The following is a 14218-nucleotide window of genomic DNA, read 5'->3' on the forward strand; positions in this document are numbered from 1 at the left end:
CCCGTCCCCGCTGCCTGCCGGCGGCGTCCCCACCGGTCCGCGCGCCAACGAGGTCCTGTTCGGCGGGTCGGGCCGCGGCCCCCTGCCCGCGACCGCGCGGCCCGCGACGCTCGCCGTCCGCGGCGGCCACCGCCGCTCCGACTACGCCGAGACGTCCGAGGGACTGTTCCTCACCCAGGGCTACGTCTACGACTCCGCGGCCGACGCCGAGGCGGCGTTCAAGGGCGAGCAGGAGCGGTTCGTCTACTCGCGCTACGGCAACCCGACCGTCCACACGTTCGAGGAGCGCCTGCGCCTCATCGAGGGCGCCGAGGCGTGCTACGCGACCGCCTCCGGCATGTCGGCGGTCTTCACGTCGCTCGCCGCGCTCGTCGGGCGGGGCTCGCGCATCGTGTCGGCGCGCGCGCTGTTCGGCTCGACCGTCGTGATCTACGAGGAGATCTTCGCCAAGTGGGGCGTCACGGTCGACTACGTCGACGGGCACGTGCTCTCGCAGTGGGAGGAGGCGCTCGCGACCCCCGCCGACGTCGTGTTCTTCGAGACGCCGTCCAACCCCATGCAGGACCTCGTCGACGTGCGCGCGGTGACCGACCTCGCGCACCGCGCGGGCGCCGTCGTCGTGCTCGACAACGTCTTCGCGACCCCCGTGCTGCAGAAGCCGCTCGAGCTCGGCGCGGACGTCGTCGTGTACTCGGCCACCAAGCACATCGACGGCCAGGGCCGCGTGCTCGGCGGCGCGATCCTCGGGACGGCCGAGTTCCTCGAGGGCCCCGTCCAGACCTTCGTCCGGAACACCGGGCCGTCGCTGTCCGCGTTCAACGCGTGGGTGCTGCTCAAGGGCCTCGAGACCCTGCCCGTCCGGGTCCGCGCCCAGAACGACGCCGCGCTGCAGGTCGCGACCGCGCTCGAGCCCCTCGACGGGATCGGCCGCGTCCGGTACCCGTTCCTCGACTCGCACCCGCAGGTCGAGCTGGCCCGCGCGCAGCAGACCGGCGGCGGGACCGTCGTGACGTTCGACCTCGAGGTGCCCGACGGCACCGACCCCGAGGACGCCAAGAAGCGCACGTTCGCGTTCCTCGACGCGCTCCAGGTCGTCGACATCTCGAACAACCTCGGCGACGCCAAGTCCCTCATCACCCATCCGGCCACCACGACGCACCGCAAGCTCGGCGCCGAGGGGCGGGCCGCCGTCGGGATCGCGGAGACGACCGTGCGGCTGTCCGTGGGGCTCGAGGACCCGCTCGACCTGATCGAGGACGTCGAGCAGGCGCTCGCGGCCCGCTGAGCGCCGGCCGTCTGCGGGCCGGCCGTCAGCCCCAGGCGGGAAGCTCGGGCAGGTCCGGGCCGCCGCGGCCGAGCAGCCAGGCCAGGACCTCGTGGTCGGCGAGCCCGTCCGGGACCTCGACCCCGGGGGCGCGCGTCGGGAGGAGCGCGAGCTCGTCGGGCAGGAACGTGCGCGCGAAGTCCCCGGGCCACTGCCCGCTGTGGTGGTCGCCGCCGAGGTCGAAGCGGTGCACCTCGAGCTCGCGCCACCGGGACGTCAGCAGGCGCATGGCCGGGTAGCTCTCCGCGGGCGTGGAGACCTCGCCCGTCCAGACCTCGTCCGGCAGTGCCGAGAGCGTGACGTCGCACGCGACCGCGCTGACCTCGACGTCCGCGGCGATGGCCGCCCAGTCCCGGCCGGCCCCCGCCTCGATCTCGGCCGCCCGCCCCGCGGACCCGCCGACGTACTTCTCCGTCGTGACGCCGATCGCCGCGGCGACGGCCATCCGGGCCGTCGCGTCCGCGTGGCGCGCCACGTGCGTCAGCAGGTGCCCCACCGTCCAGCCGGGCAGCCGTGTGGGCGCCGCCGGGTCGAGCGGCTCGTTGTCGAGGTCGTCGAGCAGGCGGCGGTGGGAGTCGGTGATGCGGGCGAGGTAGAGCTCGGCCTGGTCGGGGGACGCGATCGTCATGGCACCATCCTCCCGCGCGCGGGCGAGGATGGGTGACGTGACCGCCGTAACGCCCTCAGCGACCCTCGTCCGCGCCGACAACCCCGGACCCATGACCCTCGACGGCACGAACACGTGGGTGCTTCGCGCCCCCGGCGCGGCCGGCTGTCTGGTGGTGGACCCCGGGCCCGACGACGCCGCCCACCTCGCCCGCGTCGCCGACGTCGCGCGGGGCGACGGGAGCGGCCGGGTGGCGGCCGTCGTCGTGACGCACCGGCACGCCGACCACACCGCCGGGGCGGCGCGGTTCGCGGGCACCGTCGGCGCACCGCTCCGGGCCGCCCTGCCCGAGCTCTGCTCCTGGGGCGCCGAGCCGCTGCGGCACGACGAGGACCTCGACGTCGACGGGCTCCACACGATCGTCATCACGACGCCCGGGCACACGTCCGACTCCGTGACCCTGCTCCTGCCCGACGACGGCCCCGCGGGCTCGATGCTGACCGGCGACACCGTCCTCGGCGAGGGCAGCACCGTCCTCATGGAGCGCGACGGCGGCGACCTCGGGGACTACCTCGCGTCGCTCGACCTGCTCGCCCAGGGGTGCCGGTACTGGGGACCCCCGGTGACCGGGCTGCCGGGGCACGGGCCCGTCATCATGGACCTCGCCGTCCGGATCGCCGAGTACCAGCGGCACCGGCTCGCACGGCTCGACGAGGTGCGCGCGGCGCTCGTCCTCCTCGGCGTGCGGGCGGACGCGACGGACCCGGCCGTGGTGAGCGCCGTCGTCGGGCGCGTGTACCGGGAGGTCGGCAAAGAGCTGCGCCCGGCGGCCGAGCAGAGCGTGCGCGTCCAGCTCGCGTACCTCGCCCGTCGCTGACGTCCCCGGGTGGGGGCCGCCGTCAGCGAGCAGCGGGGAGCGGGCGAAGCACGAGCGCCGCGAGCACCGCGGCCGACACCGCCAGCCCGGCGACGAGCGCCCCCAGCGCGCCCCAGCCGTGCGACGCGAACGCGTACCCGGCGAGCCAGCCGATCACGCTCGAACCGGCGTAGTAGAAGAGGTTGTACAGGCTCGTCGCCTGGGCGCGACCCTGCGGGGTCCGCTGCCCGGTCCACCCCGACGCGACGGCGTGCGCCCCGAAGAACCCGGCGGTGAACACGACGAGCCCGACGAGCACGACCGGCAGCCAGGCCACGAGCGTCAGCGCGAGCCCGGCGAGCTCGACGACGACGGAGCCCACCAGCGCCGTCCGCCGCCCCAGCCGCTCGACGAGCCGCCCGGACGCCCGCGACGACGCCGTCCCGGCCAGGTAGGCGAGGAACAGGAGGCTGATCGCCGTCTGCGGCAGGTCGAAGGGGGCCGCCTCGAGCCGGAAGCCCAGGTAGTTGTAGACGGCGACGAACCCGCCCATGAGAGCGAAGCCCTGCCAGAACAGCACGAGCATGTCAGGGCGCCGGAGGTTCGCGAGGAGGTTGGCGCCGAGGCCCGGTCCGGCGCCGCGCGGCACGGGCACGAACCGGCGCGCGGGCGGGACGAGCGTGAGGAACACGGCCGTGGCCGCGGCGGCGAGGAGCGCGACGGTGGCCACGCCCCACCGCCAGCCCACGGCCTCGCCCACCGGCCCGGCGACGAGCCGGCCGAGCAGCCCGCCGATCGTCGTGCCCGCCACGTACGTCCCGGCCGCGCCGGGCACGTGCAGCCGGTGCACCTCCTCGGCGAGGTACGCGACCGCCACGGCGGGCAGGCCCGCGAGCGCCGCGCCCTCGAAGAACCGGACCACGAGCATCGGCGCGAGCCCGGGGACGAGCGGGACGACGAGCCCCAGCACGGTCGCGGACACGGTGCTCACGCTCATGGCCCGCACGCGCCCCCAGCGGTCCGCCACCGCGGACCACGGCACGACGGCGGCCGCGAGCCCCAGCGTCGCCGCCGACACGGTGAGGGCGGCGCGGGGCGCGCTGACGCGCAGGTCGGAGGCGAGGAGCGGGAGGACGCCCTGCAGCGAGTACAGCTGCGCGAACGTCGCGACGCCCGCCGCGAACAGCGCGACGAGGATGCGCCGGTACCCGCGGGATCCCCGGGTGTGCCCCTCCCACGACGACGGCGCTGCTGCGGGTTCCGTGGCGCAGTTCCTTCCGGGGCGGGGATCGGGGGGCGTCTCCACGCTACTGCCGGCCGCGCTGCGACCGGTCCGGAACGGTGCCTACGGTGAAGAACACCACACCGAAGGGAGCGCACCATGTCCGACGCCGACCTGAACGGCCGCCGCGTGCTGGCGATCGTCACGAACTACGGGGTGGAGCAGGACGAGCTCGTCGTACCCGTCGAGCACCTGCGGGACGACGGCGCGGAGGTCACGGTGGCGGCCGTGTCCGCCGACCCGATCGAGACGCTCGTCGGCGACAAGGAGCCGGGCCGCACGGTCCGGCCCGACACGACCATCGCCACGGCGGACCCCGACGGCTACGACCTGCTCCTGGTCCCCGGGGGCACGATCAACGCGGACACCCTGCGTCTCGACGAGGACGCCCTCGACGTCGTGCGGTCGTTCGCGGACGCCGGGAAACCCATCGCCGCCATCTGCCACGGGCCGTGGGCGCTCGTGTCCGCGGGCGTCGTCGAGGGCAAGAACGTCACGTCGTACGCGTCGCTGCAGACGGACCTGCGCAACGCGGGCGTCGCGTCGTGGACCGACACGTCGGTCGTCCGGGACGAGACGCGGTACCCGCTCGTGACCTCGCGGAACCCGGGCGACCTCGACGACTTCCTGGCCGCCGTCGACGACCTCCTCGTGTCCGGCGCGGCCTGAACCGACCGGGCCCGAACCGGCGGAGTGCTTGACTGAGCACGTGAGCACCCCCGACGTCGCGCGGAGCCCGCGCGACCGCGTCTCCCCTGCCGGCCGGCTGATGGTCGGCGCGGTGGCCGGGGTCGTCGTCGGGGGCCTGTGCGCCCTCGTGCTGCCGGTCGTGCTCTCGTTGCTGCTCGGGTGGTGCACGGTGGCGGTCTGCTACGTCGTCTGGACGTGGATCACGGTGTGGCCCATGGACGCCCCGAGCACGGCCGGGCACGCGACCCGGGAGGAGCCGACGCGCGGCATCACGCACGCGATCGTGGTGGTGGCGGCGGTCGCGAGCCTCGTGGGGGTCGGGATCGTGCTGCTGGGGCCGAACGTCCGCGACAAGGCCTCCGCCGCCGCCGTCGCGATCGCGAGCGTCGTCGCGTCGTGGGCGACCGTCCACACGCTGCTGGCGCTCGGCTACGCGCGCCTGTACTACAGCGGGCCCGACGGCGGCATCGACTTCCACCAGACCGAGCCGCCGCAGTACTCGGACTTCGCGTACGTCGCGTTCACCGTCGGGATGAGCTACGCGATCTCGGACACCGACGTGGGCTCGTCGGCGATCCGGCGGCTCGCGCTCGGGCACGCGCTGCTGTCGTACCTGTTCGGCACGGTCATCCTCGCGGCGCTGATCAACCTCGTCGCGGGGCTGTGAGGTCCGCCCTCACCGCCGCCACGACGTCCTCGAGGGGGATGATCGCGCCGCGCAGCGCGCCCGGCGTCGCGTGGAACGTCGCGTCGTCGCCCTGGCCGTTCGGGACGACGGCCGCGTAGCCGAGCGCCGTCCGCACCTCGCCGGCGCTCGCGCCGGCGGGCTCGCCGCCCAGGAACAGGACGACGTCGGCGTCCCGGCCCGGCACCTCCGACGCGAGGGCGAACCCCTGGTACCCGGCGGTCGGCGTCGCGTCGTCGGCCGCGCAGCCCTCGGGGTCGATGACCGGGAGCATGACCTCGAGCTGCCGCCCCTCGGCGGGGCGCGTCTCGCCCGGCCGCACGGCGATCACGTCGTCGATCGTGACGTGGAACATCTCGGTCACGGTCGCGCGGGACTCGTCCGGCGGCGCCTGGCTGGCCTGGGCTGCGTCGTCGTCCACGTGACCCCGCACGACGGCGTCGGTGAACGTGTCGAGGCTCTGCAGCGACGTGTAGCCGGCCGCGTCGATGACGCAGTGCGCCCGACCGCCCGCACCCGCGGCGCACCCGGCGAGCGACGAGCCTCCGACCACGGCGCACGCGACCGCGGCGGCGGCGACCGCCGACGACCTGACCCGGCCCCCACGCGTCATGGGACCGACGCTAACCGAATCCCCGTCAGGTCGCGTCCCACAGCGCGCGGTAGTAGGCCGTGCGCTCGGCGTCGAGCTCGACGCCGTAGGCGGCGAGGAGCTCGTCCTCCCAGCCCGGGCCGTAGTTCCACTCCATGCTGTACGTCGCGACGGCGAGGTCCGCCCACGGGTCCGCGACGCCGAGGGTCCCGAGGTCGACGTGCGCGAGCCAGCGGCCGTCGTCGCCCAGCAGGGTGTTGGGGGCGCACGCGTCGCCGTGGCAGACGACGAGGCGCTCGGGCTCCGGGGCCTCGCCGGCCAGCCGGTCGAGCAGGTCCGGCTCGGCGTCGGGGCGGAGCCGGCCCCGCGCGACGCGCGACTGCACGCCCCAGTCGAACGGGCAGTCCTCGACGGGCAGCGCGTCGTGCAGGGCGCGCAGCCCCTCGCCGATCGCTCGCACGGCGGTGCGCGGGTCGGCCCGCCACCGGTCGCTGACCGCACTCTCGGCCGGGAGCGCCGCGGTCAGGAGCCAGGTCGCGCCGTCGTCGGCGGTCCCCGCGTCGAGGACCCGCGGGACGGGGGTGAACCGCCCGGCCCAGGCGAGACGCTCCGCCTCCGCGGCGAGGTCGAGCTCCGCGGCGCGCGGGGTCGCGGGCACCCACTTCACGAACCGGGCCCGCGGCCCGTCGCCCAGCCTGAACGTCAACCCGCCGACGGCGTTCTCCCAGACGGGTACGACGGCGTCGCCGACGGCGAGGCGCGTCACGACCGCGGGCACCGTGACGTCGGCCGGGGGCGCACCCGACAGGTCGGACGGCACGGTCATCGTTGCGCGGGCGCGGCTCAGGCGGCGACGAGGTGCGCGAGCACCGACGTGAAGAACGTCAGCCCGTCCGTGCCGGACCGCGGGCCCTCGGACGCGGCGGGGCCGAACCCGGCCTCGACCGCGTGCTCGGGGTGCGGCATGAGCCCGACGACGTTCCCGCGCGCGTTCGTGACGCCCGCGATCCCGCGGCGGGAGCCGTTCGGGTTCCAGCCGTCGTAGCGGAAGACGACGCGGCCCTCGCCCTCGAGCTCGTCGAGGGTGTGCTCGTCGGCGACGTACTGGCCGTCCTGGTTCTTGAGCGGGACGACGATCCGCTGGCCGCGGGTGTACTCGTTGGTCCACGCCGTCGACGCGTTCTCGACGATCAGCGGCTGCTCGCGGCAGATGAACGACAGGTGGTCGTTCTTGATCATCGAGCCGGGCAGCAGGTGGACCTCGGTGAGGACCTGGAAGCCGTTGCAGATGCCGAGCACCGGCAGGCCGCCGTTCGCGGCGTCGACGACCTTCTCCATGACCGGCGCGAACCGGCTGATCGCCCCGGCCCGCAGGTAGTCGCCGTACGAGAACCCGCCCGGGAGGACGACGGCGTCGACGTCGTGCAGGTCCGCGTCGCCGTGCCAGAGCGACACGGCCTCGCCGCCCGCCAGGCGGACCGCGCGCGCGGCGTCGCGGTCGTCGAGCGTGCCGGGGAAGGTGATGACGCCAACTCGAGCACCCTGCGCGCCCGTCGATGTGCCGGCGGCGCTCATCAGGCGAGGCCCTCGGACTCGACCGTGGCAGCGGCGTCGGCCTCGATGTCGGCGACGCGCACGACGTCCTCGATCACCGGGTTGGAGAGCACGGTCTCGGCCGCGCGCTGCGCGGCGTCGAGGACCTCGGGCGTCACGTCGCCCTCGACCTCGAGCTCGAAGCGCTTGCCCTGCCGGACGCTCAGGAACTGGTCGAAGCCCAGCCGCGGCAGGGCGCCGGCGACGGCCTTCCCCTGCGGGTCCAGGATCTCGGGCTTGGGCATGACGTCGACGACTACGCGTCCCACAGGGGCTCCTTCGAGGGGGGCGCCGCCGGCAGGAGCGCCGGACGGGCACGGGGCGGCGGGGATCCGGGGCAAGTCTACCGGCGGCGACGGGCGCGACGGGCCTTCCCCGACCGCCGGACCTTCACCCGCGCACCCCTTGGCGGCGAAGACACGCGTCACGTAGCGTGACGCTCGCAGCGCGTGGCTCCGCCTGGAGACGCACCCGCGCTGTGCACGTCCATCGAGCCTCCCCCGTTCGCTTGCGGAGCCACGGGCCGGGGTCGGTGCTCGCGTTCGAAGGAGAACACGAGAGATGACCACGAAGCACCATCGCGCACGCCGCGTGTGCGCCGACCGGCACGGGAGCCGCGTCGTCGCGCTGATCGCGGCGTCGGGGCTCGCGGGGGCCGCGCTCGTCACGTCCGGAGGCACGGCGCTCGCCGCTCCCCCGGGCCCGGCGCCGGCAGACAACCCGTTCGGGCCGAACGTCACGATCTTCGACCCGTCCATGTCCACGACCGACATCAACAGCGCGCTCGCCGCCGCCCAGGGCTACGGCGAGTTCAGCACCGACCGGCACGCGTTCTTCTTCAAGCCCGGGACCTACGGGAGCGCGACCGGGCAGGACAACCCCGCCACCGCGACCGGCGTCGTCAACGGGCAGGTGGGCTACTACGAGACCGTCGCCGGCCTCGGGGCCAACCCCGACGACGTCACGATCAACGGCGCGATCCACGCCGAGGGCGTCCCGCCGACGAACGTCTGCCCGTGGGACAACAGCGGCGGCGGCGACAGCGCCCTCACGAACTTCTGGCGCTCGTTGTCGAACGTGAAGATCAACCCGATCCAGCAGCCCGTCCCGGGCGACACCGGCGTCAAGGGCGTCTGCTACCCGTCGCCGGACAACCCCGATGGTCTGCTCAACCCGGAGGGCGTCGCCGACGCCCACCAGCTCCGGTGGGCCGTCTCCCAGGCCGCGCCGCTGCGACGTCTCGACGTGACCGGGAGCCTGTCGGTGTTCCCGCGGTTCGGGGGCTTCTCCTCGGGCGGGTACCTGTCAGACTCGCGGGTCTCGGGGACGATCTCCTCCGGCTCCCAGCAGCAGTGGTACACGCAGGACACCACTCTCGGTACGTGGGACGGCGCCGTCTGGAACCAGGTGCTGTCCGGGGTGAACGCGAACGCCCTGTTCACCACGCCGTCCGGCAAGGTGACGGCCGACCAGCTCGCCTACCCGAACCCGGCCTACACCGTCGTCCCGAAGACGCCGGTCAGCCGGGACGCGCCGTTCCTCACGTGGACCGCCACGGGCGGCTACGGCATCTTCGTGCCCGACGCGCGGACCGCGAGCAGCGGACCGGCCTGGGCCGACGGGACGGAGACCGGCACGACGGTGCCGCTGTCCGACGTGTACGTCGCCCACCCCGGCGACACCGCGGCGACCATCAACAAGCAGCTCCGCAAGGGCATGGACCTGATCCTCACGCCGGGCGTCTACGCGCTCGAGGACGCGCTCCGGGTCACGCGGGCCGACCAGGTCGTCCTCGGCCTCGGCATGGCGACCCTCTCGCCGACGACTGGCTCGCCCGCGCTCGTGACGAGCAACGTCGCCGGCATCAAGATCGCCGGGATCACCGTCGACGCGGGCGCCGTGAAGTCCGACGTCCTCGTCCAGGTGGGCCCGCGCGACGGCCGCAAGGCCGACGCGTCCGACCCCACGACGCTGTCCGACGTGTTCGTCCGCGTCGGCGGCCCGCACGCCGGAAGTGTGACGACCGCCATCGAGGTCAACACGCCGTACACGCTCCTCGACGACATCTGGTCGTGGCGCGCTGACCACGGCGCCGGCGTGGGCTGGCAGCAGAACACCGCCGACCACGGTCTCGTCGTCAACGGCGCGAACGTCACCGCGACGGGCCTGTTCGTCGAGCACTACCAGAAGGAGCAGGTCGTCTGGAACGGCGAGGACGGCACCACCGTCTTCTACCAGTCGGAGCTCCCCTACGACCCGCCCACCCAGTCCGCCTGGATGGACGGCTCGCGCAAGGGCTACGCCTCGTACGCCGTGGCGCCCGACGTGAAGCGCCACACCGCGTCCGGGCTCGGGATCTACTCGTTCTTCGACCCGACGCGCAACGACGGATCCGACATCCGGCTCCAGTCCGCGATCACGGCGCCCGTCACGAAGGGCGTCACGTTCACGCACGCCGTGACCCGGTTCCTCAACGGGGTCGGCGGGATCGACCACGTCGTCAACGACGCGGGCAAAGCGGCCGTCGCCGGATCGAACGACGACTCGACCACCTACCTCGACACCTACCCCGGCCCGCTGCCGCCCGCCATCACGTCGATCTCCGTGCACGACGGCGACGTCGTGAGCGGGAAGGCGACGTTCGCGGTCGCGCTCGAGGGCCCGGCGGCGGACGTCTCCTACACGTACATCGAGCTCAACCAGGGCGCGGGGCACGTCTGGGTCACGGACAACACCAAGGCGCCGGGCTCGACCAACGGCGGCACCCACCCGAAGCTCGTCGTCGACACCACGACCCTCGCGGACGGCGTCTACGGCCTCAAGGTCGACGCGATCGGGACGAACGGCAAGGGCGTCGAGAAGACCGTGTCCTTCATGGTCCACAACGCGCCGGTGCTCGCGTTCAAGAGCCCCGCCGCGGGCGACACCGTGTCGGGGAAGACGACCGTCAAGGTCACGCTCTCCGGCGCGAACCTGCAGGCGTACAACCTGCGCGTCGACTCGGCCGGGCTCGACTACGCGTACCAGCCGACCGCGGGGACGTTCACGTACCGGCTCGACACCCGGACCCTCGCGAACGGCACGCACGCGCTGCTGGCCACCGCGACGGACAAGGACGGCGACAAGACGACGGTGACCGAGAAGATCACCGTCCGGAACTGACCCGGACCACCGGCCGACGGCGGCGCGGTCACCCCTACGGGTGGCCGCGCCGCCGGCGTGCCGGCGCTCCTGCGGGAGGGCGGCGCCGGACCGCCCGGACGGGACGTGTCACGCGCCGGTGCACCCCGACCTCCCTGCCTGTGTCCGGACAGTCCGGATCCGGGCCCGCCCCTCCGGGGCGGTGACCGTTCGAGCAGGGGAGCACGGACATGCGAGCTGCACGAGGACGCCGGGGCGCCATGACGACCGGGGCGATGCTGGCGGCGGGATGCCTGGTGCTGACGGCGGCACAGGCGGACGCGGACCCGACGAATGCACCGCCTCAACGCCTCTCCGGGAGCGTGTCGCCACAGATCAGCTCCCGGTCCGCGATCGGCACGGCCAGCACGGCGACCCCGCTGACCGTTCAGCTGTGGCTCCGTCCGCGCGCGGGCGCGGAGGCCGCCGCCACCGCGATCAGCACCCCAGGATCGGCCCGCTACCACCGCTACCTCTCCCCTTCCGCCTTCGCCGCGGCCTACGGGGCAGACGCCGCCACCGCCCGCACCGTCCGGACGTGGCTGACGCAGCAGGGCTTCACCCACGTCAAGACGGACGCCCAGCGCAGCTACGTCACCGGACAGGCACCCGTCGGGACCGTCCAGAAGGCGTTCTCGGTCACGATCAAGCGCTACGGGGTCGCCGCGCCCGGCGGCGGCACGCAGACCGTGACCTCCAACGACCGCGAGGTCGCCCTCCCGTCGAGCTTCGCGTCCCGGGTGACCGGCGTGACGGGCCTCGACACCTTCCAGCCGGTGGACCCTCCACACGAACCGCCGGACCGCGGCCCGCGTCGCGGCGAGCGCCAGCGCTGCCGCCGCCGCCAAGAAGCCGCCCTGCGAGACCTACTACGGCCAACGCATCAAGAGTGGGCTCCCGACCTACCACGGGTCGACGAGGTTCCCGTTCGTGGGCTGCGGCTACACCGCGAAGCAGATCCGCGCCGCCTACGGTCTGCAGCCCGGGGACACCGGAACCGGGCAGACGATCGCCTACATCGAGGTCGGCACCCCGTACAAGATGGTCAAGGCCCTGACCCGCTTCGCGAAGCTCGGCAGCCTGCCCGCACCGAGGTCGACGAGCTACCAGCAGCTCACCATCGGCCGCGGCAACGACTGCGACAACCCGTTCGACGTCGAGGAGCAGCTCGACGTCGAGGCCGGCTACGCGATGGCGCCCGGCGCCCGGCACCTGCTCGTCGGCGGGGACAGCTGCAACCTCGAGCACCAGGGCGTGCAGCCGCTCCTCGACGCCGAGACCACGGTGCTCGGCAGCGGCTCGAGCGGCCCGCTCGCGACGATCGTCTCCAACTCGTGGGGACTGACCGACGAGTCGATGCCCGGCGGCTACGCCACCATCATGCACACCATCCTGGTCCGGGCGGCCGCCGAGGGCGTCGGGATGTACTTCGCCTCCGGCGACAACCCCGGCGTGGAGATTCCCGCCAGCGACCCGTTCGCGATCGCCGTCGGCGGCACGAGCCTGGGCATCGGCGCCAAGAACCAGCGGCTGTTCGAAACCGGGTGGTCCAACAAGGAGCTGTCGGTCGGTACGAAGGGCTACACCTCGTACGGCATCGGGCGTAGCGCCGCCGGGGGCGGCATCAGCCTGCTGTGGGCGCAGCCCGCGTACCAGAAGGGCGTCGTGCCCGCGTCCGTCTCGCGCGCACCGCAAGGAGACCTGACGACGCCGCGCCGGGCGGTGCCCGACATCGCGGCCCTGGCCGACGCGTTCACAGGGATCCAGCAGGTCGACGTCGAGAAGAACGAGAAGGGCAACGACTTCTACGACGTCTTCCCCGACGGCGGCACCAGCCTCGCCACGCCGCTCGTCGCCGGGATGGTCGCGGTCGCGCAGCAAGGCGGTGGCCGGCTCGGCTTCGCCAACCCGGCGCTGTACGCGCTCACGGGGAGCTCGGCGCTCCACGACGCGCTGCCCGTGACCTCCAAGACCCCGGGAACGCGGTCGGCGGTGTACTGCCCTGCCAGCAACTGGGACCTGTGCGGCGCGCCCCTCCTCGAGACGTTCGACTCCCAGGACCGCCAGTACACCGACCAGAGCACCCGGACGGGCTACGACACCATGACCGGCGTCGGGACACCGAACGGGCACGCGTTCCTCGCCCGAGCGCGAGCGCTCACTGCGGCGAAGGCCGCGGGCAGCCCGGCCCCGTAGGGCGGCACCGGGACGGCCGGAGGACGGCGCGGTACCCCCTCGCGGGGCCGCGCCGTCGTGCTGTCAGTGCTCCTGCTCGAGCGGGCTCCCCGTCAGTCGCTCGTACGCCTCGAGGTACCGGTCGCGCGTGGCCTGCACGACGTCGTCGGGCAGGGCGGGCGGCTCGGCGCCGGACGCGCGGTCCCAGCCCGAGGCCGGCGAGGTCAGCCAGTCGCGCACGTACTGCTTGTCGAAGCTGGGCTGGGAGCGGCCGGGCTCCCAGGTCGTCGCGTCCCAGAAGCGCGAGGAGTCGGGGGTGAGGACCTCGTCTCCGAGCACGACGGTCCCGTCGGCCGTGCGCCCGAACTCGAGCTTGGTGTCCGCGAGGACGATGCCGCGCTCGCGCGCCAGCTCCTCGGCGCGCCCGTAGACGGCGAGCGTGAGGTCGCGGAGGCGGGCGGCGTCGTCGGCCCCGATGGTCGCGGCGACCTGGTCGAACGTGACGGTCTCGTCGTGGTCGCCCTGCTCCGCCTTGGTGGACGGCGTGAAGATCGGCTCAGGGAGGCGCGAGCCGTCGGTGAGGCCGCCCGGCAGCGCGAGGCCCGACACCTCGCCCGTGCGGCGGTAGTCGGCAAGGCCCGAGCCGGTGAGGTAGCCGCGGACGATGCACTCGACCGGGTACATGTCGAGGCGGCGGCAGATCATCGCACGCCCCGCCACGACGTCGGGCACGAGCCCGTCGCCCGGCTCGGCGCTGACCTCGGTGCTCACCACGTGGTTCGGCACGACGTCCCCGAGCCGGTCGAACCACCACAGGCTCAGCTGCGTGAGGACGACGCCCTTGTCGGGGATCTCGGTGGCGAGCACGTGGTCGTACGCGCTGATCCGGTCACTCGCGACGACGAGGACGACGTCCCCGAGCGGGTGGACCCCGCCGAGCGCCGGAAGGTCCGGCTCGTACAGGTCGCGGACCTTGCCGGAGTAGGTGTGGCGCCAGCCGGGGAGCGTGAGGGTCTCGGTCACGGGCACAGTCTCCCAGAACTCGCCGACGGTGACCCGCGATCTCGTCGGAAGTCGCTCGCGTCGGATGCGCCGCCATCGGGGGTGGTGCGTGTCGGTGGGTCATGGCAGAATCGAACACGTGTTCGAATCGACGAGCGGGTGTGAGGGGGTCGGGGGCGGCGAGGCCGCGGCCCGGCTTCCGTTCTGCCCGCCCGACGACGTCGCTCGCCCG

General features: G+C 73.8%; 13 protein-coding genes and 1 pseudogene. 7 read left to right on the plus strand and 7 right to left on the minus strand.

The features are described 5' to 3' along the window. The first annotated feature begins 55 nt into the window (after window positions 1–55). Window positions 56–1285, plus strand: a complete 1230-nt coding sequence (locus ACLQ14_RS16410; protein WP_425814987.1) for an O-succinylhomoserine sulfhydrylase — start codon at window positions 56–58, stop codon at window positions 1283–1285. A 25-nt stretch (window positions 1286–1310) separates the two neighbouring features. Here the strand turns inward: ACLQ14_RS16410 and ACLQ14_RS16415 are convergent, their stop codons facing one another. Beyond that, window positions 1311–1952, minus strand: coding sequence for a maleylpyruvate isomerase N-terminal domain-containing protein (locus ACLQ14_RS16415; RefSeq protein ID WP_425814965.1), 642 nt, complete (start codon window positions 1950–1952; stop codon window positions 1311–1313). Window positions 1953–1980: 28 nt separating this feature from the next. On the opposite strand from ACLQ14_RS16415, the gene ACLQ14_RS16420 reads away from it, so the two are divergent. After that, on the plus strand, window positions 1981–2808 hold the full coding sequence (locus tag ACLQ14_RS16420) for an MBL fold metallo-hydrolase (RefSeq protein ID WP_425814989.1): 828 nt from the start codon (window positions 1981–1983) through the stop codon (window positions 2806–2808). A 22-nt stretch (window positions 2809–2830) separates the two neighbouring features. Here the strand turns inward: ACLQ14_RS16420 and ACLQ14_RS16425 are convergent, their stop codons facing one another. Continuing rightward, the gene (locus ACLQ14_RS16425; protein WP_425814967.1) at window positions 2831–4093 is read right to left on the minus strand and encodes an MFS transporter; all 1263 of its coding nucleotides are present in this window, start codon (window positions 4091–4093) and stop codon (window positions 2831–2833) included. Window positions 4094–4168: 75 nt separating this feature from the next. Here ACLQ14_RS16425 and ACLQ14_RS16430 point away from each other — a divergent pair, with 75 nt between their 5' ends. After that, window positions 4169–4738 carry a DJ-1/PfpI/YhbO family deglycase/protease gene (locus ACLQ14_RS16430; RefSeq protein WP_425814969.1) on the plus strand — a complete coding sequence of 190 codons (570 nt, stop codon included), beginning with the start codon at window positions 4169–4171 and terminating at the stop codon, window positions 4736–4738. A 40-nt stretch (window positions 4739–4778) separates the two neighbouring features. Continuing rightward, entirely contained in the window at window positions 4779–5426 is a 648-nt protein-coding gene (locus tag ACLQ14_RS16435; RefSeq protein ID WP_425814971.1) for a DUF1345 domain-containing protein, read from the plus strand. Here the strand turns inward: ACLQ14_RS16435 and ACLQ14_RS16440 are convergent. Genes ACLQ14_RS16440 through purS form a run of 4 tightly spaced genes read right to left on the minus strand, consistent with a single transcriptional unit; the run spans window position 5404 to window position 7898 of the window. Further along, window positions 5404–6057: a hypothetical protein gene (locus tag ACLQ14_RS16440; RefSeq protein WP_425814973.1), complete on the minus strand. Its 654-nt coding sequence runs from the start codon at window positions 6055–6057 to the stop codon at window positions 5404–5406. The genes ACLQ14_RS16435 and ACLQ14_RS16440 overlap by 23 nt on opposite strands. Window positions 6058–6082: 25 nt before the next feature. Further along, complete coding sequence (locus ACLQ14_RS16445) at window positions 6083–6862, minus strand: phosphotransferase (RefSeq protein ID WP_425814975.1); 780 nt, start codon at window positions 6860–6862, stop codon at window positions 6083–6085. Between the two features lie 17 nt (window positions 6863–6879). Next, window positions 6880–7611, minus strand: coding sequence for a phosphoribosylformylglycinamidine synthase subunit PurQ (gene purQ, locus ACLQ14_RS16450; protein WP_425814977.1), 732 nt, complete (start codon window positions 7609–7611; stop codon window positions 6880–6882). Next, window positions 7611–7898 (minus strand): phosphoribosylformylglycinamidine synthase subunit PurS, encoded by a 288-nt coding sequence (purS, locus tag ACLQ14_RS16455; RefSeq protein WP_425814979.1) that lies wholly within the window; start codon window positions 7896–7898, stop codon window positions 7611–7613. The genes purQ and purS overlap by 1 nt, the downstream gene beginning before the upstream one ends. Before the next feature lie 292 nt (window positions 7899–8190). Between purS and ACLQ14_RS16460 the strand changes: the two genes are divergently transcribed. From ACLQ14_RS16460 to ACLQ14_RS16470, 3 genes and pseudogenes are all read left to right on the plus strand, one after another. Further along, window positions 8191–10791: an Ig-like domain-containing protein gene (locus ACLQ14_RS16460; protein ID WP_425814981.1), complete on the plus strand. Its 2601-nt coding sequence runs from the start codon at window positions 8191–8193 to the stop codon at window positions 10789–10791. Between the two features lie 254 nt (window positions 10792–11045). Continuing rightward, window positions 11046–11567 (plus strand): annotated as a pseudogene (locus ACLQ14_RS16465) (protease pro-enzyme activation domain-containing protein); the annotation flags it as partial. Between the two features lie 172 nt (window positions 11568–11739). Continuing rightward, a complete protein-coding gene (locus ACLQ14_RS16470) occupies window positions 11740–13005 on the plus strand; it encodes a S53 family peptidase (protein ID WP_425814983.1) in 1266 nt (421 codons plus the stop codon). A 63-nt stretch (window positions 13006–13068) separates the two neighbouring features. Here ACLQ14_RS16470 and ACLQ14_RS16475 read toward each other — a convergent pair whose 3' ends face one another. Beyond that, complete coding sequence (locus tag ACLQ14_RS16475; RefSeq protein ID WP_425814985.1) at window positions 13069–14013, minus strand: phosphoribosylaminoimidazolesuccinocarboxamide synthase; 945 nt, start codon at window positions 14011–14013, stop codon at window positions 13069–13071. Window positions 14014–14218: the final 205 nt, after the last annotated feature.

It is taken from the genome of Luteimicrobium sp. DT211 (genome assembly GCF_049844995.1).
Lineage (GTDB): Bacteria > Actinomycetota > Actinomycetes > Actinomycetales > Cellulomonadaceae > Luteimicrobium.